At 56.0% G+C, this 24020-nt stretch carries 20 protein-coding genes; 3 read left to right on the top strand and 17 right to left on the bottom strand.

Annotated elements, in window-relative coordinates; all coding sequences use genetic code 11:
• Positions 1-5: 5 nt before the first annotated feature.
• The 6 genes from CUU80_RS02710 to uvrA form a co-directional block, all read right to left on the bottom strand.
• Positions 6-1211, bottom strand: a complete 1206-nt coding sequence (locus CUU80_RS02710) for a phosphoglycerate kinase (protein ID WP_100495822.1) — start codon at positions 1209-1211, stop codon at positions 6-8.
• A 203-nt stretch (positions 1212-1414) separates the two neighbouring features.
• Positions 1415-2365 (bottom strand): DNA-binding protein WhiA, encoded by a 951-nt coding sequence (whiA, locus tag CUU80_RS02715; protein WP_100495823.1) that lies wholly within the window; start codon positions 2363-2365, stop codon positions 1415-1417.
• A gap of 167 nt (positions 2366-2532) precedes the next feature.
• Positions 2533-3432, bottom strand: a complete 900-nt coding sequence (gene rapZ / locus CUU80_RS02720; protein ID WP_100495953.1) for an RNase adapter RapZ — start codon at positions 3430-3432, stop codon at positions 2533-2535.
• A gap of 89 nt (positions 3433-3521) precedes the next feature.
• Positions 3522-4493, bottom strand: coding sequence for a shikimate dehydrogenase family protein (locus tag CUU80_RS02725; protein WP_100495824.1), 972 nt, complete (start codon positions 4491-4493; stop codon positions 3522-3524).
• An 84-nt stretch (positions 4494-4577) separates the two neighbouring features.
• Positions 4578-6950, bottom strand: a complete 2373-nt coding sequence (gene uvrC, locus CUU80_RS02730) for an excinuclease ABC subunit UvrC (RefSeq protein WP_100495825.1) — start codon at positions 6948-6950, stop codon at positions 4578-4580.
• A gap of 146 nt (positions 6951-7096) precedes the next feature.
• On the bottom strand, positions 7097-10030 hold the full coding sequence (gene uvrA / locus CUU80_RS02735; protein ID WP_100495826.1) for an excinuclease ABC subunit UvrA: 2934 nt from the start codon (positions 10028-10030) through the stop codon (positions 7097-7099).
• 389 nt (positions 10031-10419) lie between these two features.
• On the opposite strand from uvrA, the gene mscL reads away from it, so the two are divergent.
• Both mscL and CUU80_RS02745 read left to right on the top strand, forming a co-directional pair.
• On the top strand, positions 10420-10863 hold the full coding sequence (gene mscL / locus CUU80_RS02740) for a large conductance mechanosensitive channel protein MscL (RefSeq protein WP_100495827.1): 444 nt from the start codon (positions 10420-10422) through the stop codon (positions 10861-10863).
• Positions 10864-10932: 69 nt separating this feature from the next.
• Positions 10933-11298, top strand: a complete 366-nt coding sequence (locus tag CUU80_RS02745; RefSeq protein ID WP_100495828.1) for a phage holin family protein — start codon at positions 10933-10935, stop codon at positions 11296-11298.
• Positions 11299-11445: 147 nt separating this feature from the next.
• On the opposite strand, the gene CUU80_RS02750 is transcribed toward CUU80_RS02745, so the two are convergent.
• The 6 genes from CUU80_RS02750 to hisF form a co-directional block, all read right to left on the bottom strand.
• On the bottom strand, positions 11446-12672 hold the full coding sequence (locus CUU80_RS02750; protein ID WP_207760066.1) for an MFS transporter: 1227 nt from the start codon (positions 12670-12672) through the stop codon (positions 11446-11448).
• A 130-nt stretch (positions 12673-12802) separates the two neighbouring features.
• The gene (locus CUU80_RS02755) at positions 12803-14164 is read right to left on the bottom strand and encodes an amino acid permease (RefSeq protein WP_100495954.1); all 1362 of its coding nucleotides are present in this window, start codon (positions 14162-14164) and stop codon (positions 12803-12805) included.
• Between the two features lie 204 nt (positions 14165-14368).
• Positions 14369-15208, bottom strand: a complete 840-nt coding sequence (locus tag CUU80_RS02760; protein WP_243388604.1) for a DUF1287 domain-containing protein — start codon at positions 15206-15208, stop codon at positions 14369-14371.
• A 227-nt stretch (positions 15209-15435) separates the two neighbouring features.
• Positions 15436-16992 (bottom strand): anthranilate synthase component I, encoded by a 1557-nt coding sequence (locus CUU80_RS02765; RefSeq protein WP_100495830.1) that lies wholly within the window; start codon positions 16990-16992, stop codon positions 15436-15438.
• Positions 16993-17034: 42 nt separating this feature from the next.
• Entirely contained in the window at positions 17035-17445 is a 411-nt protein-coding gene (gene hisI, locus CUU80_RS02770) for a phosphoribosyl-AMP cyclohydrolase (RefSeq protein WP_100495956.1), read from the bottom strand.
• A 40-nt stretch (positions 17446-17485) separates the two neighbouring features.
• Complete coding sequence (gene hisF, locus CUU80_RS02775) at positions 17486-18256, bottom strand: imidazole glycerol phosphate synthase subunit HisF (RefSeq protein ID WP_100495831.1); 771 nt, start codon at positions 18254-18256, stop codon at positions 17486-17488.
• 196 nt (positions 18257-18452) lie between these two features.
• Between hisF and CUU80_RS02780 the strand changes: the two genes are divergently transcribed.
• Positions 18453-19001: a type 1 glutamine amidotransferase domain-containing protein gene (locus tag CUU80_RS02780; protein WP_100495832.1), complete on the top strand. Its 549-nt coding sequence runs from the start codon at positions 18453-18455 to the stop codon at positions 18999-19001.
• Positions 19002-19186: 185 nt separating this feature from the next.
• Here CUU80_RS02780 and rlmN read toward each other — a convergent pair whose 3' ends face one another.
• From rlmN to tsf, 5 genes are all read right to left on the bottom strand, one after another.
• Positions 19187-20356, bottom strand: a complete 1170-nt coding sequence (gene rlmN / locus CUU80_RS02785; protein WP_100495833.1) for a dual-specificity RNA methyltransferase RlmN — start codon at positions 20354-20356, stop codon at positions 19187-19189.
• Positions 20357-20491: 135 nt separating this feature from the next.
• Positions 20492-21478, bottom strand: a complete 987-nt coding sequence (locus CUU80_RS02790; protein WP_100495834.1) for a phosphatidate cytidylyltransferase — start codon at positions 21476-21478, stop codon at positions 20492-20494.
• A gap of 24 nt (positions 21479-21502) precedes the next feature.
• The gene (gene frr, locus CUU80_RS02795) at positions 21503-22054 is read right to left on the bottom strand and encodes a ribosome recycling factor (RefSeq protein ID WP_100495835.1); all 552 of its coding nucleotides are present in this window, start codon (positions 22052-22054) and stop codon (positions 21503-21505) included.
• Between the two features lie 92 nt (positions 22055-22146).
• Positions 22147-22887, bottom strand: coding sequence for a UMP kinase (gene pyrH / locus CUU80_RS02800; RefSeq protein ID WP_100495836.1), 741 nt, complete (start codon positions 22885-22887; stop codon positions 22147-22149).
• Positions 22888-23092: 205 nt separating this feature from the next.
• Complete coding sequence (gene tsf, locus CUU80_RS02805) at positions 23093-23944, bottom strand: translation elongation factor Ts (RefSeq protein ID WP_100495837.1); 852 nt, start codon at positions 23942-23944, stop codon at positions 23093-23095.
• Positions 23945-24020 lie beyond the last annotated feature (76 nt).

Here is a 24020-nt window from a genome sequence, read left to right on the forward strand (position 1 = left end):
GCAAACTACTCAAGCACCTTGAGACCCGGGAGCTCCTTGCCCTCAAGGAATTCGAGGGAAGCGCCACCACCGGTGGAGATGTGAGAGAAGCCATCCTCCGGGAAACCGAGGTTGCGCACTGCGGAAGCGGAGTCGCCGCCGCCCACGATGGTGAAGGCACCAGCCGCAGTGGCGTCGACGAGACCCTGAGCCACAGCCTTAGTGCCAGCAGCAAACTCCGGAATCTCGAACACGCCCATCGGGCCGTTCCACACCACGGTCTTGGAGTCCACGATCTTGTCGTGGAACAGCTTCTGGGAATCAGGCCCAATGTCCAGACCCATCTTGTCTGCCGGGATGGCATCGGCAGGGACGACCTCCGGAGCGACCGGGGTATCGCCGGCCGGGAAGCCGGGGTTCACGACGATGTCGGTCGGCAGCACGAGCTCAACGCCGTTCTTCTCAGCGGTCTCGATATAGCCCTTGACCTTGTCGAGCTGATCCTCTTCGAGCAGGGAGGTGCCGACCTCGTAGCCCTTGGCCTTGAGGAAGGTGAACACCATACCGCCGCCAATGACCAGACGGTTGGCCTTGTCGAGCAGGTTCTCGATCACGCCGAGCTTGTCGGAGACCTTGGAACCGCCGAGCACCACGGTGAACGGACGCTCCGGGTTCTCGGTGGCCTTGGACAGGGCCTTGACTTCCTTCTCGACCAACAGACCTGCGGCAGCCGGCAGATCGGCGGCCACATCGTAGTTGGAGCCCTGAGCACGGTGGACCACACCGAAGCCATCGGAGACGAAAGCCTCACCGAGGGCGGCGATCTTCTTGGCGTAAGCGGCACGCACCTCAGCGTCCTTAGAGGTCTCCTCCGGGTTGAAGCGCACGTTCTGCAGCAGCACCACATCGCCGTCGTTCATGGCGGCAACCTTGGCCTGAGCATCCTCGCCATAGGTATCGGATGCCAACGGAACCTCGATGCCGAGCAGCTCGCCGAGGCGGGCGGCAACCGGAGCCAGGCTCAGCTCAGGGACGACCTTGCCCTTCGGGCGGCCGAGGTGAGCCATCAGAATGACCTTGGCGCCTTCTTCGCGCAGGGCCTTGATGGTCGGCAGGGCGGCCTTGATACGACCGTCATCAGTGATGGTGGTGCCGTCCAGCGGGACGTTGAAATCAGCGCGGACGAGAACGCGCTTGCCCTTGAGATCTCCGAGATCCTTGAGTGTCTTCATAATATCCTTTCCTTGACGGATTTCACGTCAAAGTGGCCAGTTTTGCCACTTTGCATATTACAGGCATTTGAGAACAAAACCATGCACCCGCTCAAACAAAACACCGGATTCAATCCTGACGACTGAATCCGGCGATGTTCACGATGCAATGCCCCTTGCGCGCATGGGTCACCTACCTAAATAGATGGGCGCATGCGCACGTTTCACTTACCTTCGGCGGCACGGGCCTTTTCGGTCTTTTCCGCAAGCTGCAGCAGACGGCGAATGCGACCGGCGATTGCATCTTTGGTGATTTGCGGTTCGGCTATCTTGCCGAGCTCTTCAAGGCTCTTATCTACATGATCGATGCGCAGCTGACCAGCCTGACGCAGGTTGTCAGGAATGTTATCCCCCAATACCTCAAAAGCGTGCTGCACCTTCTCGCTAGCCTCGGCAGCGGCCTTTGCGGAACGACGCATGTTGGCGTCGTCGAAGTTGGCCAGACGATTCGCCTTGCCACGAGTTTCGCCATCGGAACGTTTGCCGGTCCACTCACGAGCCGAACGGGAAGCCCCCATCAGCTTGAGCATGCGTTCAATGGCGTCCGGGTCCTTCAGCGTAACCCGCTCGGAGCTGCGCAATGTGCGGTGTTTCGCCTGAATGCCAAGACGGCGAGCCACACCGCACAATGCCATGGCGGCTTCCTCGGACGGGCAGGCAATCTCCAAGAAGCTCGCCTTACCGGGATCAGAAAGGAATCCACGCGCCATGAAGGCTCCACGCCATGCCGCTTTGATCTGAGCGATGGAACCATTGACCACTTCAGCCGGCAAGCCGTGAACCTGCTGCTTACGGCGATCAACCAAGCCGGTCTGCAGAGCAAGAGCCACTACATTGCGTGTAACGAGCACCACATACGTTTCTACAGGGCCGTTCTGCGTCTGTCGCGTAAGATGATTGATCTCAGCCTCATGCCCGAATACGTTGCGCAAGGTGTTGCGCAACCACTCGGCCGCATCAAGCGAAGTGAATACAGCCTGTATAACATAAGCGTTCTGTACGGGACGCAATCCGCCGCCAAAACGAATCATCGCAGCGGCTTGCGCTTTGATAGCCGCCGGTGAATCGCCTTCAAAAGCGGCCAATTCGCTTTTGACATCGTCCAGAAGAGCCAAGATCCAACCTCCTACAGTCCCGTTCTTCTCAATGCATCAAGCGCCTCGGCTTTGTTGCAGTCGGAAGCCATCGGCTTACTGTGATACCTAATCTCGTGGACAACTAAACCCGTTTGACATATAATTCGGGCTCTGTTTTCTCGCACTGTGAGCAATCTAATCAATTGCTATAACGAATGACGTTTATGCAGTTCCCTTGCGGAAACAGAAACGTTCAATCCATGCAGACGGAGTCGACGTGCCAGCTCCTCACTCATAGCCACCGAACGATGCTGGCCACCCGTACAACCTATGGCAATAGTCACATAGTGCTTGTCTTCCTGGGCGTACCCTTCCAGAGCCGTTTCGATTGCCTTCTCATAGGCATCCAGGAATTCCACGGCACCCTTGCTGGAAAGCACATAATCCGACACCGGCTTGTCCAGCCCATTCAGCTCCCGCAATTCAGGCACCCAGAACGGATTGGGCAGGAACCGCACATCAGCTACGAAATCAGCATCAATGGGCATACCGTATTTGAACCCGAAGCTGAATATGTGTACGGAAACGGTAGCGGGACCGGATCCGAGCATCGCATCATAAAGCTTTGTGGAAAGCTGATGAATACTCAAATTACTGGTATCAATAACCCAATCGGCACGTTCTTTAAGATTGTTCAGCAACTGACGTTCCTCAAGAATGCCATCGATCAAACGATTCCCATGCTGCAACGGATGCGGCCTGCGAACAGATTCATATCGTTTGATCAGCACATCGTCACTCGCATCAAGAAACAGTATGCGGGTTTTCACTCCGAGATCATCGAGATGGCTCAGCACCGCCACCAGATCATCGAAATAACTGGAGCGCACATCAATCACCGCAGCGAGCTTATGGACACCTCCATTGGCTCCCGAGGTAGTCATCATATCGACCAATGGGATGAGCAACCGGGGCGGCAGATTATCCACCACATACCAGCCCATATCTTCCACACAATCGGCGGCATGGGAACGACCGGCCCCAGACATACCGGTGATAAGCAACACCTCAAAATCGGCTGCTGGAGACGTTTGCTTCACCGGCATGGAAGCCGCATGCCGAGATTCCGTCTGAGTCTCCCCTATCGATGGCACGCTCGACGTTGACGCCGTACGCACAGATGCAGATTCATTCATCACAGAGCCTCCTCAAGAGCTTTGCGCATGGCTATCTCCAGATGATCGTCTTCGGTGGTTGTATCTTGCAACCGCTGATCAGCGTCGCTGGGCGGATCGGTATCCCAAATACCGGTCATGAGCAACACCTGCACCAAAGCCTGATACAACAGCATTTCCTCACCTCCGATGGCGCGCCCACCGCGGTTTCTCCACGCTTTCATGAGTTTGGTGGGACGTGGATCATATACGACGTCCAGCAGCAAACCATGCACGGATGCCGTGCCGTCAACCAGCATTTCAGCCACACCATCGGCAGCATGACCAGGAATCGTATTGATGGCGTATTCAGCTTGGCCTGCAACGGCTGTAAGCGCTGCAACATCATCTAAGCCGATTTCGTCATAGGGATGGTTGGTTTTGATGAATTTGTCGACCACATCATTCAAGCCAGGGTTTTTCCCGGGATGCCGTGCCGCTACGGTGACATGTCCGATTTCCGGCATCATCGCGCAGGCCGCCGCAGCTGAAGTGGCGGTATTGCCGTTGCCAATAATCAGTGCGTTCAGACTCCGGTCTGGCTTATGGTGTTCGCCGAATTCACGATTGGCATTGTCAAAAGCCAGTTGAATACCAACAACATCCGTGTTGTACAGCCGAATACCGGGTTTGCCATGAGGCCATCCCTGATCATCATAAGTTGCTTTTGACCAATCAAACACTGCGGTGTTGGCAATGTGAAGCTCTTTTGCCCATAGATTCGAGGGGATACCATACGGTTGGATGGTTTTCTTCAACGGCATGGTGAGGCTCAGACCAGCCCACGAAGGGTCGAGTCCTTTCAGGAAAGCATCGAGATCGTCTTCTCCTACTTCATGCTTGTCATAATGCCATTCTGCGAGACCGAGCGCTTGATAGGCGGCATTATGCAGTACGGGGGAAAGCGAATGTGCGATGGGCTTGCCGAGCACCGCGCAATGATGATTGGCCATATCCTCTCCTTCTTAACTCTTCCCATGCTAGTCGACTTCCGAACTTGCGCTGGTACATTTAACCGTCCGCACACCGTCACGGAATCATTCCTCTTGTCGGGTCTCCACATGCAAAGCGTTGTACAGCGTCTCGGCCTTGGCATGGCCGATGCCTCTGACCGCTTCGAAATCCTCCACACTAGCTTCTCGCATGGCCTTTACGGATCCGAAGTGTGCGAGTAGACGCTTCTGGTAACTTTCGCCGATGCCGGGAATATCGTCCAGCGCGCTGCGCAGAGCGCCTTTGCGCCGCTGCTGGCGATGGTAGGTGATGGCGAAACGATGGGATTCGTCACGCACGCGTTGCAACAGATACATACCTTCAGATTGACGTTTGAGGATGATCGGATAGTCATCGTCCGGAACCCATACCTCTTCAAGTCGTTTGGCCAGACCGCAAACGGCCACATCGTCCACACCACAATCGCTTAACGCCTTGGCCGCCGCCATGACCTGTGGTCGCCCACCGTCAACCACTACGAGATTCGGCTTGTAAGCGAAATGCCTCCGGTTGGTGTTTTGCTGGACGAGCATGTCTACGTCATCCGAAGTTGCTTCCGAATGCTCGGATGCACCCTGCGACGGTGCCTCAGCATCTCGGAATGATGCCTGAGCCGTAGCGGCTTGAGCAGCCCGCTCCTCGGCGTCAATGCTCTCGCCTGAATCACCAGCGATATTGCCATGGCGAAAACGCCGGGTCAGAGTCTCGTAAAGAGCGGACAGATCATCCACCGCGCCCTTGCCGTCATTACCTCGGATGGCAAACCGGCGATACTCGGATTTCTTGGCTATCGCATCTTCAAACACCACCATTGAAGCTACTTGGAATGAACCGTCTACGGTATTTGAAATGTCGTAGCACTCAATGCGTAATGGCGCTTCAGACAAGCCCAAAGCCTTGGCCACATCATTCATGGCCTGAGTACGGGCTCCCATGTCTGAGATACGACTCATTTTTGCCCGCGCCAAAGCCTGCTTCGCATTGTCGTTGGCACGATCCATAAGCTGTTTTTTGTCCCCTCGTGCAGCCACTCGAATCGTTACCGCTCCCCCACGCAGCCCGGTCAGCCAATGCTCAAGTTCTCGGCTGCGCGATGGCTCGATGGGGACAATGATCTCACGCGGTATGGGAGCTATCGGAGCGAGTAAATCGGCACGGCCTGTCACTTCCTGACGAGTGTTGCGCTCTCGGGTGGCCTTGGCACGCGACAGCGCGTCGGTCGCGGTAACGGTCTGAGTGGATCCGATGGCTTCTCGCCTAGCGGAGATCGTAGTCCCCTCGCCTTGCGCACCTTGCGCCAAATCATCAGCTCCAGTCGCATTCGCATACTCCGAATACACCTGAACGATGAAATCGGCCATAAGGTCGCCGTCCTCGATATCTTCGACGCGTTCCACACTCCAGTTGCGCTCGCCACGAATCGATCCGGCTCGCACATAGAAGGCATGAACACAGGCTTCGAGCTCATCGCCAGCGAACCCGAATACGTCTGCATCCACATCCTGATCTAAGACAACCGCGTTCTGCTGGACCACGGTTTCAAGCATCTGAATCTGATCGCGCAAACGTGCGGCCTTCTCGAATTCAAGTTCAGAGCTGGCCTCCTTCATCTCACGGGTAAGTTGAGCTATATACGAGCGGCCAAGCCGGCCGGTCATAACTCCTACAAGCTGTTCAGCCAACCTACGGTGTTCATCTGCTCCAATCCGCCCGATGCATGGCGCGGAGCATTTGCCTATGGACGCCAACAGACACGGACGGCCGGTGAGTTGGGCTTTGTGGAACACGTTGGTGGTGCAGGTGCGCACCGGGAAGGTACGGAGTAAGCGGTCAAGGCTATGTCTAAGCTCCCAGACCTTGGCGTAAGGACCAAAATACCGGGTATCACGGCGCTTGCGTGATCGGGTCACCCAGACCCGTGGAATACGCTCTCCTGTGCTTACGGCTAGATACGGATAGGTTTTATCATCACGGAACTGCACGTTGAATCGAGGATCGAATTCCTTGATCCACGTGTACTCCAGAGTCAGTGATTCCAGCTCAGTGGCCACAACGGTCCATTCCAAGCTACGCGCCGTAAGTACCATGGTCTGCGTACGCGGATGCAGTAAATACAACGGTTGAAAATAATTGGTGAGCCTGTTGCGCAGGTTCTTGGCCTTGCCGACATAAATGACGCGCCCTTCACCGTCACGCCATTTATAGACACCCGGCTTGGCGGGAATATCGGAGGTCTTCGGTCGGAACAGGTCACGGGAGTCGCCCAGCAACGGGGCCCCGTTCACATTGACCCGAGCCTGCACTCCCCCAGCTGCCGCATCGTCCGGCCCGCCATAATTCGCTGTGACGCCGTCCATCAGAGCCATGGCGGTCTTGCGCCACTCATCCGGACTATGCCGTTCAATATCGTTCGTCACAATCCTTCCTTTTCATCTCACACCGTTTTGCGGGACGGATTGGGAGGGGAAGACATGCGTTGCAAGACCGTAGGCTTGGCCGAACGGCCTTGAGTGTGTCGCACAACGCATGTCTTCCACTCCCAAGGTCAACTCAGATCGAAGGGTTAGAGCATCGTCTTCAGGAACTTTCCGGTCCAGGAGTCCTCGCATTCAGAGACCTGTTCCGGGGTGCCCTGAGTGACGATGGTGCCGCCTCCGTCACCGCCTTCCGGACCTAGGTCGATCAACCAATCCGCTTCCTTGATCACATCGAGATTATGCTCGATGACGATAACGGTATTCCCTTTGTCCACCAAGGATTGCAGCACCTTCAGCAGCTTGTTCACATCCTCGAAGTGAAGGCCTGTGGTCGGCTCATCGAGGATGTACACGGTTTTGCCATCAGACCTGCGCTGCAGCTCGGTGGCGAGCTTCACTCGCTGCGATTCACCTCCCGAAAGCGTGGGGGCGGGCTGCCCGAGCCGGATATAACCGAGGCCCACATCTACCAAGGTCTTGAGATACCGGGAAATGCCGGTGTACGCCTTGAAGAAATCAGCGGCCTCTTCGATAGGCATGTCAAGGATGTCAGCGACGGTTTTGCCGTTGTAGGTGACTTCTAACGTCTCACGGTTATACCGTTTGCCGTGGCAGACCTCGCAGTCCACATACACGTCCGGCAGGAAGTTCATCTCGATCTTGAGCGTACCGTCACCATGACAGGCCTCGCAGCGACCGCCTTTCACGTTGAAGCTAAAGCGTCCCGGCCCATAGCCACGCACCTGCGCTTCGGGGGTCTTGGCGAACAGTGCGCGAATCTTATCCCAGACACCGGTGTAGGTGGCGGGGTTGGATCGTGGTGTGCGACCGATGGGGTTCTGATCCACATGGATCACTTTGCGCACCTGATCGACGCCTTCCACACGCGTGTGCTTGCCGGGCACGATGCGTGCGCCGTTGAGCTTGTCCGCAAGCACCGGGTAGAGAATCGTATTCACCAGCGAGGATTTGCCGGAGCCGGAAACACCGGTGACCACAGTGAGGACCCCAAGGGGGAAGCTCACGTCAATATTCTTGAGATTGTTCTCACGCGCGCCGACCACCTTGAGCACCTTGGTCTTATGTACCTTGCGCCGATGGGCAGGCACGGCGATCTCACGCCGGTGAGCGATGTAATCGCCGGTGATGGAACGCTTTGCCTCGATGAGATGCTTGGCTGGGCCTGAATAGATGACCTCGCCACCATGTTCGCCGGCACCGGGACCAATGTCCACCACCCAATCGGCTTGACGTATCGTGTCCTCGTCATGTTCGACCACGATGAGCGTGTTGCCGAGGTCACGCAAATGATGCAATGTCTCGATGAGACGTTCATTGTCGCGCTGGTGCAGGCCAATGGACGGCTCGTCCAACACGTACATGACACCGACCAGACCGGAACCGATCTGCGTGGCAAGACGGATGCGCTGTGCTTCACCGCCAGAGAGCGTGGCGGCAGCACGAGACAGAGTCAGGTAATCCAAGCCGACATCGTTGAGGAAGCCGAGACGTGCTTTGATCTCTTTGAGCACTTCCCCGGCAATCATCTGCGCCGCGCCTTCGAGCTTCAATTCATTGACCCATTCCAGTTCGCGGACTACCGGCATGTCACACACGTCGAAGATGGACTTGCCATCCACGGTGACCGCCAAAACCTCGGATTTGAGCCTTCGTCCGTGGCATACCTGACAAGGCACCTCGCGCATGTAGGACTCGTAATATTCGCGCATAGACTGCGAATCGGTTTCATCATGACGACGCATCAGCGTGCGTACCACGCCTTCGAAACCGGTGGAGTATTCGCGCAATCGTCCCCAACGATTGCGGTAGGACACGTCCACCTTGAAGTCATGGCCGTATAGGATGTCATGCTTGACATCGTCCGGCAGATCCTTCCATGGAGTCTTCATGGAGAAGCCCATCTCGCGGGCGAGTCCTTCGAGAATATGACCATAATACTGGGACGTCATCTTGGTGCCGCTCCATGGCTCGATGACGCCTTCAGCCAAAGACTTGTCCGGGTCGGAAATGATGAGGTCGGGGTCGATTTCCAGCTTGAAGCCCAAGCCGGTGCATGCCGGACAGGCGCCGTAGGGCGCATTGAAGGAGAACGTACGTGGTTCGATTTCATCAAGCTCCAACGTATGACCGTTGGGACAGCTGCGGTGTTCGGAGAACGGTTGACGACGAGCCGGGCTGTCTTCCTCCTCGTCCACGAAATCGATGACGATGCTACCATTTGCAAGCTTCAATGCAGTCTCCACCGAATCGGTGAGACGCTGCCGAATACCGTCCTTGACCACAAGACGATCCACCACCACCTCGATGGTGTGTTTCTTCTGCTTGGCGAGTTTGATATCGTCGGACAGCTGCTTCATCTCACCGTCGATAAGGGCACGGGCATATCCGTCGGAACGCAACAATTCGAGCATGTCCACGAACTCGCCTTTGCGCCCTTTGACCACAGGGGCCAGAATCTGGAATCGCGTACGTTCCGGGTAGTCCAGTAATGCGTCCACGATCTGCTGCGGGGTCTGCGACGCCACCGGCTCACCGCATTCAGGACAATGCGGTACACCGGTGCGCGCGAACAAAAGTCGCAGATAATCGTAGATTTCAGTGATGGTGCCAACCGTGGAACGCGGATTACGGTTCGTGGTCTTCTGATCGATGGAAACGGCCGGGCTCAGTCCTTCAATAAAGTCAACATCCGGCTTATCCATCTGCCCTAGGAACTGACGGGCATATGCGGACAACGACTCGACGTACCGGCGCTGGCCCTCGGCAAACAGGGTGTCAAACGCGAGTGATGATTTACCTGAGCCGGACAGGCCGGTGAACACCACCATGCGATTGCGCGGAATCGCCAAATCCACGTTTTTGAGATTATGTTCGCGAGCGCCTTGGATGGTGATCTTGAGATCATTGGGAATGTGTGAGATATCCGCCACAAGCGCCCCATCATGCTCCACGAGCGGTGCTTTCCTGATCTCCCTTGACAGGAACGAGTCGCTGGTCATCACCTTTTCGACGACGACCTCGCCGTTTCTGCTTTTGGTCCGCCGTGCAACGTCGTTCTGCGTTGTCGCCACAGTCTCCCCACTTTCCGTCAATGCTTACTTTCACGCACGCCTCCGGAACATCTATTTTTCTGGAGGCGTGCATGCCAAGTCTGTCCCAAGGATACCCGATTCCCCGACAATATTCGAACACACGTTCGACAATATGCCGGTATGCGTCGTCTTACGCTGCAGCCATTTAGCGATGCTCGGCAAAGACGCATTGGTCTCGTTGGCGTCAACCCTGGGCGATAATGAAGTAAAAAGTCACCTTTCACCCTGTACGAAGATGTTCCGATATTGTTCATCCGTAAACGTACATGGTACATAATTCATATAGAGGAGTTGCAATGATCGATGGGTTCAAGAAGTTTATTGCACGGGGGAACATGATCGATATGGCGGTCGGCGTGGTGATGGGCAGTGCGGTCACTTCAGTGGTGAATGCGATTGTGAGCAGCCTCATCAACCCACTGATTGCCATGGTGTTCGGCAAACCGGATATGAGCGGGCTGCTAACGTTCACGTTCAACGGCGCTACGGTGTCGTTGGGCGCGATTTTGGGCGCTCTGCTCAATTTTCTGGTGATTGCCGTGGCCGTGTATTTCTTCATTCTGGTGCCGATCAACAAGCTCCGCGACATGTCCGATGCACTGCTGGTGAAGGCCAAACTCAAGCAGGAGGCTGAAGATGCGGCCAAGAAGCCGCAGATCACGCCCGAAGCGCAAACCGTGCTTCTACTGACCGAAATCCGTGATCAGCTTGTCAGGCAATCCAAGTCGTCGCTCCAGTGAGATTCATTTCATTCGTCGATTGTGTGTAATCACATTCCGGTGACATTTGAGCTGGAAGAATCAGATGATATGAGACAATTCATTTCCCGTTGGTTGGTGTTGACGATCGCGGCAGCCGTTATGGTCGCCGTATTGCCCGGTATGGAGGCGGTGGGCGAGCCGCCGATTCTTGGCGTCGCTGCGTTCTCCCTGTTCATGGCATTGATCAACGCGTCAATCAAGCCGGCCGTGCATATGCTCGCTTTGCCGATCTCCATCCTGAGCCTTGGCCTGTTCGCGCTGATTCTCAACTGGCTGTTCATGGAGCTCGCTTCTTATCTTGCGTTTTCCTTGTTTGATGTGGGTGTGATCATCCATGGCTTCTGGTGGTCGGTACTTGGCTCGGTCATCATGTCGATGGTTTCCAGCCTTGTCAGCAGCATCATCGGCGAATAGCAACCTCAAATGCTTGGAAATGCGGGTCGCTGCCCCATTGAATACGATTGTGCGCATGCTCCGAATCATATTCGAGGCATGCGCACAATGTAATAGCCAACTCGATTTATCGGTTAACTCGACTTGAGCGCGCTGAGCAACGCTTTATTACTCAAGCACCGCGCCCTTCTTCTCGGGAATGAAGAACATGGTGATGAACGCGATGATGTAAATAGATGCGATGGTGGCTAGGGCGAAGCCGAAGCCATGGCCGGTGGCGATTGCCGCGATGGCAACCGGTCCCAGGCCGCCGCCGATGAAACGGCCGGTGTTGTACAGGGCGGTCTGGGCGGTGGCGCGCAGCTCGGTCGGGAACAATTCGGAGATGAGCGCGCCATAGCCGCCGATCATACCATTGGCGAACATACCCATAAAGAAGCCTCCGATCAGCAGCGTGTTCGGATCCTTGAGCTGGCTGTATATCACCACCATGATGGCCGCTCCGATCTGGAAGATCCAGAACGCCGGGCGACGGCCGAGGTGGTCGGCGAGGAAGCCGAACACGGAGATACCGAGCATCATGCCGAGCACGGTGACAGCAGTCCAGATGCCGGTGGAGGTCAAGGAGAGGTTCAATTCGGTGTTGAGATAGCTGGGAAGCCAAGTCATGATACCGAAGTAACCGCAGTTCTGTACGGTGCACAGGATGATGATGGCGATGGAGAAGCGCACGCGTTCGGGCGTGGAAAACAGCTGACGAATAGAGCCATGCTCTTTGGCGGTCTGCCGGTGCTTGAGGTAGAGCGGCGGTTCGGGCACGAACACTCGGATGAGGATAGCCACGATGGCCGGCACAATGCCGATGGCGAACAGGCCACGCCACCCAAAAGCAGTGAGAATCGGAGCGCTTAGCAAGGATGCGAGCAGCACGCCCACTTGGAAGCCGAGTCCCACGCCGGAAGTCGTCTTGGCTCGGTTGGCCGGGCTGGAGGCCTCGGCGGCGATGGCCATACCAATGCCGAATTCAGCGCCGATGCCCACACCGGCGAGGAAGCGGAACAGCGCCATGAGGAAGAAGTTCAGCGCGAACGCCGAGAACAATGTAAATACGCCGAAGAAAATCACCGAATAGGTCAGCACGCGGATACGACCGTACTTATCTGCCAAACGACCGAAAACCAATCCGCCCAAGAATGCGCCGGCCAGAGTGATGGTCGTCAGTGTGCTTGCCGTGGTCTTGTCAATGTTGAAGCTGGCCATGATTCCGGACATCGCAAAGCCCAGAATCATCAGATCAAGGCCGTCGAGCGCATGCCCAACCGCCGAAGAGAATACAGCCAAACCGGCATAGTGCTTCATGCCGCTGGCCTTATCCACTGTCTCTTTGTCTGCCATAAACATGGCTATCCCTCCGCTCTTCTCGTTACGGTTCGGCGGAAGATTGTAATGGATAAGGTGAACAGAAAGCGAACAGGGTATGTTGGGGTGATGTCGTGAGTTCCGTCGAGCACGGAAGCGTACGGCCTTAGCCCTCCGTGCCGGTTTCCTTGTCCTTACGGCGACGCTCCAGCATGTAGTAGCCGGCATAGCAGCAAGCGACGAACGGAACCATGCAGTAGAGCGTCGATCGTTGCGTTTCGTCGAGTACCACGAGCACAAGCGCACCGATGCACATGACGATAGCCAGCCAAGGCAATACGGGGAAACCGGGTGCCCGGTAGCCGAGCTCAGACACGCTATGCCCCGATTGCGCCCATTCACGCCGGAAACGGATGTGGCACACGCATACGGAGAACCACACCACAAGCGTAGCCAGACCGGAAACGGCCACAAGCACCAGATACACCGTGGATGCGGCAATCACCGAAGAGAGCAACGCCAGCAGCGAGCCGGCCATGGAGAACAATACGGCCCACACCGGCACGCCATGGAAATTAGTCTTGGCGAAGCGGACGGGAATGAGACGCTCCTTGGCCAGCGACCAGACCATGCGCGAGCACACGTACAGGCCGGAGTTCGCAGCGGAAAGCACAGCTGTCAGGACCACGAAATTCATCACGTCTCCCGCAAACGGCATACCGATTGACTGGAATACGAGCACAAACGGACTGGTCTCCACCCCTGCCTGATGCCATGGGATCAAGGCGGCCATTACTGCGATGGACCCGATGAAGAACATGGCTAGACGAAACACCGTGGTGTGTACGGCTTTCGGGATGGCGCGGCCAGGATCTTTCGTCTCGCCGGCGGCTACGCCCACCACTTCGGTGCCGGAGAATGCAAACACCACGGTCAGTAACGTAGAGAACACGGGAGCGAATCCGTTGGGGAACCAACCGTCTGATACAAAGTTATTGAATAAGGGCGCATGGTCGTATCCGCTAATCGGTATTGCGCCGAAAATCGCCAGCAGTCCGATGATGATGAACGCCACGATGGCGAACACTTTGATTGAGGCGAACCAGAATTCCGCCTCGCCATACAGCCGAACAGACAGAATGTTCAGGGCGAACACCACGATGATGAACGCGGCCGACCATACCCATGAAGGCGAATCGGGGAACCAGCGTTGCATGAGCAGCCCAGCCGCCGTGAATTCACTGGCCAACGCCACCGCCCAGTTGAGCCAGTAGAGGATAGCTATGGTGAACGCGCTGCCAGGGCCGATGAATCGCTTCGCATACAAGTGGAAGCTGCCCGCGTACGGCATGGCCACGGACAACTCACCCAAGGAAACCATCACGCAGTAAACGAGTAGCGAACCTACACCGTATGCCAGAATCGCGCCAAGCGGGCCTGCCTGATGAATCGTATAGCCAGAGGAGACAAACAGACCGGTACCGATCACACCGCCCAAGGAGATCATGGTCAGATGACGGGATTCCATTTTCCGTTCAAGACCAGTGTCACTGGTCGTACCGGTTGCGTCGTCTGCATTCAACGTCCCGGTAGCGGGCGTGACCTTTCCGTCGTCCGACATGCCTTCAAACTCCTTCGGTCATGGATGGTTTGTGCGGATGGACTTCCCCATGATAGCCGGACATCGGCCTAGACGGTGAATCATATGATGCTCTATCACGTACTTATCGTTCTACCGCCAAGCTTTGAGTACGTCAGGCGGTATTTGAGAGGCGTCAAAACGATAGTGGCCGGTGACGGTCATGTGCTTTCTGAACGCAAAATAATCGTTTTCGCGCTGCTGTTGCCCCATGTTATGGATGACATAGGGCAGCCCAGTCGCATCACGTTTGCCGGAAATGATACCAATGTGTTTGGTATGCGAGAACACCACGATGTCGCCGGCCTGCCACTGATCTTTGTCGGCAGGATCATCCGTCAGTTTCCGCGCATATTTGGCGAAGAATGTATCAAGCACACCAGTACGGCGGAAGTCGATATTCGGATCCGGATTCGGTGCCACCGTGGCATAGGAAGACGGATCGGCTGATATATCAGCATCAACCATGGCCTTAAGGTCATATCCGGCTTCTCTAAAGGCACGCCAAATCACGTCCGTGCAAGCGCCTCGATCATCCGGCGGATATCCACCTTGGTAATAACCGTCGTCATATTGAGGCTTGTTGGCCGCATCCGCTAAAGCGCCGGCGAGGATATCAGAGTAATCGTCTTTGCCGTTGGCATTGAAATCAACCGGGCTGGCCTGTCTGGGATACTGGCGCTCCGCTTCCTGCCGAGACATGATCGAGGTATCGTCAGATTTGTTTGCGCCGGCAGCTGCGATGGTCTCAACGAGACTATTGCCAAGTGGCCGCCATGGCAACCCTGTCATGTGATGGACAGCAAATGCTCCTGCGGTACACAGAAAGGCAATCAATGCAATGGCAACGCCCGCGGCGACTCGACGCTTGATTCTGTGCTGTCCATCACGAGACATACTGCCATTCATAGGATTCATATGCTGCGCCATCATACGTCCACTCATTCATTTGGATCAGCCATCGTCACAATTGTATGCGTCCCATTTGCTCCTTACACGGTCATCTACAGTTTGCACACAATGCGCATATTACTTTTCTAAACAACATGTTGTTATAGACGTTCGCAATAAAAAGACATCATGTTGATTGACTATTGAATGTTGAAACAAAAAACTCCCCTCATAGAGGGGAGCGCATATGTATCCAGCGTCTTGTGCTGTTAGAGCTCACGCAGTTGCGCTGCGATCTGTACAGCTTCCACGCTGGCCTCCGCCTTGTTCCGAGTCTCCTGCCATTCAGTGGCAGGCACGGAGTCAAGTACGATGCCAGCGCCCGCCTGTACGCTCGCCTCATGGTCGCGCAGGAACGCGGTTCGAATGGCGATGGCCATATCCAGATTGCCGGAGAAATCGAAATAACCGACAGTACCACCGTAGATGCCACGATCCGCAGGTTCCAACTCATCGATAATTTCAATGGCACGAGGCTTAGGTGCGCCGGAGAGCGTGCCCGCAGGGAATGCAGAGGTAAAAACATCAAACGCGGTCATGGACGGGTTCACACGGCCAGTTACTGTGGAGCAGATATGCATAATATGGCTGAAGCGCTTGATATCCATCAGTGATACGACTTCGACCGTGGTCGGATCGCAGACGCGGCTGAGGTCGTTGCGGGCCAGATCCACCAGCATGATATGTTCGCTACGTTCCTTCGGATCGGCAAGCAATTCCTTAGCGAGCTTCTCATCCTCCTCCGGTGTGGCGCCGCGTGGACGCGAGCCGGCGATCGGGAAGGTCATGGCATGGCCGTTGTCCACCTTGATGAGAGTTTCGGGGCTGGAGCCGATCACATTGAAGTCACGCCCTTGCGCATCGGTCAGCGCCATGAAATACATGTACGGACTCGGATTGAGAGTGCGCAACACGCGATACACATCGAATGGATCGGCCGGTGAATCAATGTCGAGCCGTTGGGAGATGACTACTTGGAACACGTCGCCATCAATAATGTGCTGCTTGGCCGCTTCCACCGCATGTTCATAATGGCTCTTCTCCGTACGGAAACGAAGCTCAGGCTGCGCAACGGTCTCGTCCAGCACATTAACGCGTGCCTCACCCAACGTCGGTGTGGCCGCATCGCGCTGCATTTGATCGAGTCTGACAATGGCTTCATTGTAAGCGGCATCCGCACGCGTAGGCTTGTCGTCAACGTTTACCGCATTGGCGATCAGCCACACGGAACCAGATACATGGTCCACCACAGCAATATCCGTGGCCAATGCGAGCACGGTTTCCGGTTGTCCGGTCTCGTTGGGAGCCTCGGCACGCAGTGTGGGCTCCCAGTGACGAATCGCGTCCCAGCCCACGGTACCGACCAATCCACTGGTCAGATTCGGCAACCCCTCCACATGCGGAGCTTTCAAGGTTTTCAACGTGGCATGAGCCACTTCAACCACATCGCCGGTACGAGGCACGCCTGCCGGCACCTTGCCGAGCCAATCAGCCTGACCGTCATGCGAACGCAACTGCGCCATCGAATTGACGCCAATGAAGCTGTAGCGGCTCCAAGTGCCCCCGAATTCCGCTGATTCAAGGATAAAGGTGCCGCTACGGCCGCCGGCGAGTCGTTCGTAGAAGCCAACAGGTGTCAGCGAATCAGCAAGCAATCGACGCACGATCGGAATTACACGATATCCCTCGTCGGCCAGCTCATGGAACTGTTCGCGACTAGGCCAGGTCGCCCCCCATTTCAAATGCTTGACGCTGCATTCGCTCATACGAATCCTCCTTTGGAAAAGCTGTATCGACAAGACGCCGAATCACCGGTCGGCAGGACGGTGACCCTCGACTACAGGCAACGGACCGCCTTCGAGGAAGCAGCTGCGCTTGCCGGTATGGCAAGCGGCACCCACCTGATCAACTTCCACCAGCAATGCATCACCATCGCAATCAAGTGAAACACCCTTGACGTACTGCACATGGCCTGAAGTATCACCCTTACGCCAGTATTCCTGTCGTGACCGGGACCAGAAGGTCACCCGTCCGGTCGTCAAAGTACGACGCAACGCCTCATCATTCATATACCCAACCATCAGCACTTCACGGGTGTCGTATTGCTGCACCACAGCCGCGACCAAGCCTTTGGCATCACGCTTGAGCCGCTCGGCGATACGCGGGTCCAACGTTTCGGTATTGTCGTACGCAATGGTTTCGGTGGTTGTATTCGTCATTTCCTCTTGCATTTCATGTTGTTATTTCGTTTCAGCACTTTCAGCGCACGGTGTAGCCGTGCTTCCTGAGCTCAGCCTTGACATCGGCGATGGTCATGATGCCGTAATGGAACACAGATGCGGCCAACACGGCATCGGCACCAGCTTCGATGGCAGGAGGGAAATCTTCGACTTTACCCGCACCGCCGGAGGCAATAATTGGGATCTTGACTTCCCTGCGTACGGCACGGATCATTTCCAGATCGAAGCCTTCTTGCGTACCGTCGGCGTCCATGGAATTGAGCAGAATCTCCCCCGCGCCCAGTTCTTCGGCGCGCTTGACCCACCAGATGGCATCGATGCCAGTGGATTTACGGCCTCCCATCGTGGTGACTTCGAAACCGGATTGCGTGTGTTGTTCGCCTTGCTCACGACGGGCGTCCACGGAGAGTACCAGCACCTGATTGCCGAAACGGTCCGCGACACGGCTGATCAGCGAGGGGTCGTTGATTGCCGCGGTATTGACTCCTACCTTGTCCGCGCCACAACGCAACAGAGAGTCTACGTCCTCGGGCGTACGCACGCCACCGCCTACAGTCATGGGGATGAACACCTGTTCTGCGGTACGCGAGACTACATCAATCATGGTGCCACGGTGCGAACTGGAGGCGGTCACATCAAGGAACGTGATCTCGTCTGCGCCTTGCCGATAGTATTCGGCAGCCAGCTCTACAGGATCGCCGGCATCCTTAAGGTTTTCGAAATGCACACCTTTCACCACACGACCGGCGTCAACGTCCAGGCACGGGATGACTCGTACCGCCAACGACATGCTGCTCTCCCCTGTTCGGCTTTGCATTAACGCCTTTCAGCCTACCTATCTCACGTTACATGGCTGCGGTCGTTTCTGGAATATGAGAATCGATACGATTGCGCGTCCCGCGAACCGGCACATAGCGTGAATGCGCTCCATGCCTGGATTGTGGGAGAATATGCGATGGAATATCCGCCAATTCAAGGAGGTTGTGATGGCTGTGGAAAACAGCAAGGTGCTGATCATCGTGAACAACTGGGGCATCGAGGAGACCGAACTGACGCGTCCTCTACGCGATCTCAAGGCAGCCGGCGCGCAGGTGACACTTGCCGCCACCACCATGGACCCGTGCGAGACCGTCCAGCATGATCGTTATGAGGGCGAGACTCTCACTCCAGACGCGCTGCTGTCGGATGTGCAAGCCGCTGATTATGACCTACTGGTGGTGCCTGGCGGCACCTGCAACGTGGATCGCATCCGCGTCAATGAGGATGCTATCACGTTGGCACAGGAGTTCGCTCATGAGGGAAAGCCGATTGCGGCTATTTGCCATGGAGCTTGGCTGTTGGTAAACGCTGGTCTCATCGCCGGTAAGACCGCGGCACCCTGCCGCTATATCGCAGCCGACATCGAGAATGCAGGCGGTTACTACGTTGATGAACAAGTGCATGTAGATGACGCAAATGGATTCCGCCTCATCACTTCCCGCAAGCCCGATGATTTGGATTACTTCGTGGATGCGATCAAGGATGCACTGAAGTAGGAGAACTCCTCTCGCGAGACAAACACCGTGGAAGATGAGATGGGGACGGTTCTGCGCACACTGTAATCCCTTTCAATCATTCGGAATCACAGTGATCGCAGGACCGTCCCCATTATGTATGCCACCATTTATATCTAAAGTGGTTATATCTAGAGTGGAAAAGCAACTCGGACGAAATCGCTTCCCTACCGCTCTTTGGCGGCAAGCTGACCGCAAGCACCGTCAATATCCTGACCGCGAGTATCACGCAATGTAGCGGTGATGCCGGCGGCATGGAGAATATCCAAGAACCTAGCCTCATCTTCGGGTTTGGAGGCCGTCCACTTGGATCCTTCAATCGGATTAAGCGGAATCGGATTCACATGCGCCCAATTGTCGCCATAATGATTCAGCCGCTTGGCCAGCAGCCGTGCATGTTCGGCCTGATCGTTGATGCCTCGCATAAGCGCATATTCGATGCTCACGCGACGTTTGGACGCAAGCCAATAGTCGTGCGCGGCATCCAGCACCTGTTCAGTGTTGAAGCGCTTGTTCATCGGCACGAGTTCATCGCGCAGCTCATCGCTCGGGGCATGTAACGAAACAGCCAACCGCACCGGGATGCCTTCTTCGGTAAGTTTCCTGATGCCGGGCACTACACCCACCGTGGATACGGTAATGTTACGTGCCGAAATACCGAATCCTTCCGGCGGCATGGCAGAAATCTGACGGACTGCAGACAGCACGGACTTGTAGTTGCCCATCGGCTCGCCCATGCCCATGAACACGATGTTACTCAGACGCCCGGGGCCACCGGCGACCTCACCGTCACGCATCATCTTGGCGGCCACACGCACCTGCTCCACGATCTCCCCCGCAGACATGTTTCGAGTCAGGCCGAGCTTACCGGTGGCACAGAACGGGCATCCCATGCCACAACCTACCTGAGAGGAGATACACAGCGTGGTACGCGTCGGGTAGCGCATGAGCACGGATTCGATAAGCGAGCCATCGAACAGTTTCCACAATGTTTTTATTGTGGTGCCTTGATCGGCTACCTGCCGGGTTACTTCGGTAATGAGCCGGGGAAAGAATGCAGCCGCGGCGTCATCGCGCTTTGCAGCTGGGAAATCAGTGAATTCAGCCGCATTCACATCACAGTGACCATAGTAGTGGTTGGCCAGCTGCTTGACACGGAACTTGGGCAGACCCAATTCGCCGGCACATGCGATGCGTTCTTCGGCGGTCATATCCACGAAATGCAGCGGAGGCTTGCCTCGCCGAGCATGATCCTTTGACAGTACATCGCGGAATGCCCCTTCGGTACCGCCCGGAGTAATACCGGTTTCCGGTGTTTCTTTCGGTGTCGCAGTCATACGTTCCTCATCCTGTTTCTTGGCTTACGCGGATGCAGGTCCGCGGTTGATACAACATTTCCCAATGCGAAAGCCCGATTACGCGGCCAATACGGGCAACGGAATCGGGCATAGATCATGTCGCATAATCGGTAATCACAGTCCGGTGATCCATAGCAGCACGCAGGTGAAAGGTGCGCTCATGAGAATGGAATCGACACGGTCCATCACACCGCCATGGCCTTTGAGCAGATGGCCCATATCTTTGATGCCGATATCACGTTTGAGCATGGAAGCGCATAAATCTCCGAAAGTGCCGACTGCACCGATGAGGACACCGGCCAGAATCGGCACCCACCAGCGCGTTGACCATGTGGAGGCTTCATATGTACATGCAAACACGGCAAATGCGCCTGCCATGGCAAACAACATGGATCCGATAAGTCCTTCGACAGACTTCTTCGGTGAAATACGCGGACTCAGCTTATGCTTGCCTAACCATGCTCCGGCGAACAGCCCACCGGTATCCGAAAGAGCCGGCAGAAACACCAGCATAATCGCATGTGCCACAGGGTGTTCGTTGAATGTCAAGGAAATAATAATGCAGCTGGCCAAGAGCGGAATGTATAACACCGTGAGCACGGATACCGCCACATGGCTGAGTCTGGAATGATGCTGTTCGCCACCTTCATGGTTAAAAGAAGATTCCAGCCGTGCGCTCGCATCCGTGTTGGACAGCTTGCCGGCAACCGCCAATGACAGGCGGTTGCCGAAGCTGAGTTTTGCGCTGGCTGCAATCGACACGAGCATAATCGCAATGACGATGCTCAGCGACATGGTGATGAGATGGTACGGAGAGTAGTAGGTGGCGATCAACGTGAATGCAGAACAAATCCACAGCATGATTACCGGTATATGAAGGCCTACGGTGGCGAAATCCACACGAAGCTCCCATAATGCCAAGATCATGAATACTACGACCAGCAGTACGAACAAGTCGATGCTGAACAATAGACAACCGACAATAATCGCAACAAGCACTACGGCCGTGCCGATAGCCTGAGGCATGTTACGCCCGGTCTTTTTGTTGATCTGGTCGAGGGTTTCCTCAGCCTCTGCTTGGAGTTGTTCGTTGTATGCCATAATGCTCCGGACCCGGTCTGACGATCAGACCTCCATGATCTCCTTCTGCTTGGTTTCCAGAAGGGCATCGATCTCATCGGTAACGGACTTGGTGACCTTGTCCAGATCCTTGAGCAGACGATCGCCTTCATCCTCGCCCATATCACCATCCTTGACGGACTTGTCAATGGTTTCCTTGGTCTTGCGACGAATGTTGCGCACGGCCACCTTACCGTCTTCTGCCTTGGACTTGGCGAGCTTGACGTATTCCTTGCGGCGTTCCTCAGTCAGCTCCGGCATGGTGAGACGGATAACGTTGCCATCGCGATTCGGGCTGATGCCCAGATCGGAGTTTCGAATGGCCTTTTCCACAGCGGCAATCTGAGAAACATCGAACGGAGACACAGACAGCATACGCGGCTCAGGAACGCCGATGGAGGCGATGGCCTTCAGCGGGGTCGGAGCACCATAGTAATCAACGGTGATGCCGTTGAGCAGGGCGGGATTGGCGCGGCCGGTACGAATGCCGGCAAAGTTTTCCTTGGTGTTCTCGACGGTCTTGGCCATCTGGTCCTTGGCCTGATCGATAAGAGACATATTCAGCTCCTTTGTGTTGAGATGTTCGTCCGTGAACGTTTGAGTTATTGTTCTGTCCGTGTATTCGATTGTAGGCGATACCGCTCCTGCAATCACTCGGCCACACGCGACTCGGCCGTGGAAACCAGCGTACCGATCTCCTCACCGACAAGGGCGCGCGTCACATTGCCTTGTTCTTCAAGTCCGAAGACGCGAATGCGCTTCTTGTTGTCACGGGCCATGGAGAGCGCAGAGGCATCCATCACCGCCAGATTGTCCACCAACGCTCGGTTATAGCTGAGCGTCTCGAAGCGCTTGGCATCGGAATCTTTACGAGGATCGGCGGTATACACGCCATCCACACCGTTCTTGCCCATAAGCACTTCGTCGCAGTGAATCTCCAAGGAGCGCTGGATGGAGACGGTGTCCGTGGAGAAATACGGCATGCCGGCACCGGCACCGAAAATCACCACACGTCCCTTTTCGAGATGACGGATGGCCTTAAGCGGAATGTACGGCTCGGCAACCTGTCCCATGGTAATGGCGGTCTGCACGCGAGTGGCTTGCCCTTCCTGTTCCAGGAAATCCTGCAGAGCCAGACAGTTCATAACCGTACCAAGCATACCCATGTAATCGCCGCGAGAACGATCGATGCCCGCCTGTTGCAGTTCGGCACCACGGAAGAAGTTGCCGCCACCGACCACGATGGCCACCTGAACGCCCTGCTGCACAGCCGGAACGATTTCCTCGGCGATACGACGAACCACGTGGGTATCGATACCGACCTTGCCGCCGCCGAACGCTTCACCGGACAGTTTGAGCAGAACCCTGCGTGGCTTATCGTTATCAGTCATGTTATGCCTTCCTTCACCGAAAGTGCCCAAATATTCGTAGACTAGCGTATCGGCTTACAAAGACACCCTCTGCATCGACACCCCGACATAGGAGACATAAGGAAACGCCACCCGGCTTTCCATAAGCCGCGTGGCGTTTCCTTCAACAAAAATGTGTCTGACGTTACGCCGGACACATTTCAGCGATTAGCGTGACCCGTCAGGTTCACTCCTCTTCGCCCTTGCCGACCTCGATGCGCACGAAAGCGGTGGCGGTGCCGCCAACTTCCTTGAACAGATCGCCAACAGCCTTGGAAGGATCCTTGACGAACGGCTGCTCAAGAAGCACGACTTCCTTGTAGAAGGCGTTGAGGCGACCTTCGACGATCTTGGGAACGATCTTCTCCGGCTTGCCCTCGGCCAGAGACTTCTCGGTGGCCACACGACGCTCGGATTCGACCACGTCAGCCGGAACGTCTTCGCGGGTCAGCCACTTCGCGCCCATAGCGGAAATCTGCAGGGCAGCTTCGTGAGCCACAGCAGCGCCGGCCTTGTCGGTGGCGATCATGGCCACGATGCTCGGCGGCATCTCAGCGGACTTCTTGTGAGCGTAGATCTCGACATGCTCACCGGAAATCTTGGCGTACTGGCCAACCTTGACATGCTCGCCGAACAGGGCGGCGGCCTCTTCGATAGCCACCTTGACGGTGGAATCGCCAGCCTTGGCTTCGAGCAGAGCCTCAGCGTTTTCGGCATCGGCCTCAACGGCGTAGCCGAGAATCTCATCGCTGAACTCAACGAACTTCGGAGTCTTGGCCACGAAGTCGGTCTCGGAGTTCAGCTCGACGGCGTAACCGGTCTCGCCGGCGGCGGTCTCGACGACCTTGGAGGCGATGGTGCCTTCCTGAGCCTTGCGGCCCTCACGCTTGCCAGCTGCGGCGATGCCCTTGGCACGGATGATTTCCTTGGCGCGAGCGACGTCGCCCTCGGCCTCGGTGAGAGCCTTCTTGACGTCCATCATGCCGGCGCCGGTGTCTTCACGAACCTGCTTGATCAGTGCGGCGGTAATTGCTGCCATTGATTGTTCTCCTTATAAGAAGATGTTGCTTACCCGTAGACGACGATGGGAAGCGCTGTGGTATTCAGGCACTTCC

The sequence above is a fragment of the Bifidobacterium scaligerum genome (assembly GCF_002802865.1).
GTDB lineage: Bacteria > Actinomycetota > Actinomycetes > Actinomycetales > Bifidobacteriaceae > Bifidobacterium > Bifidobacterium scaligerum.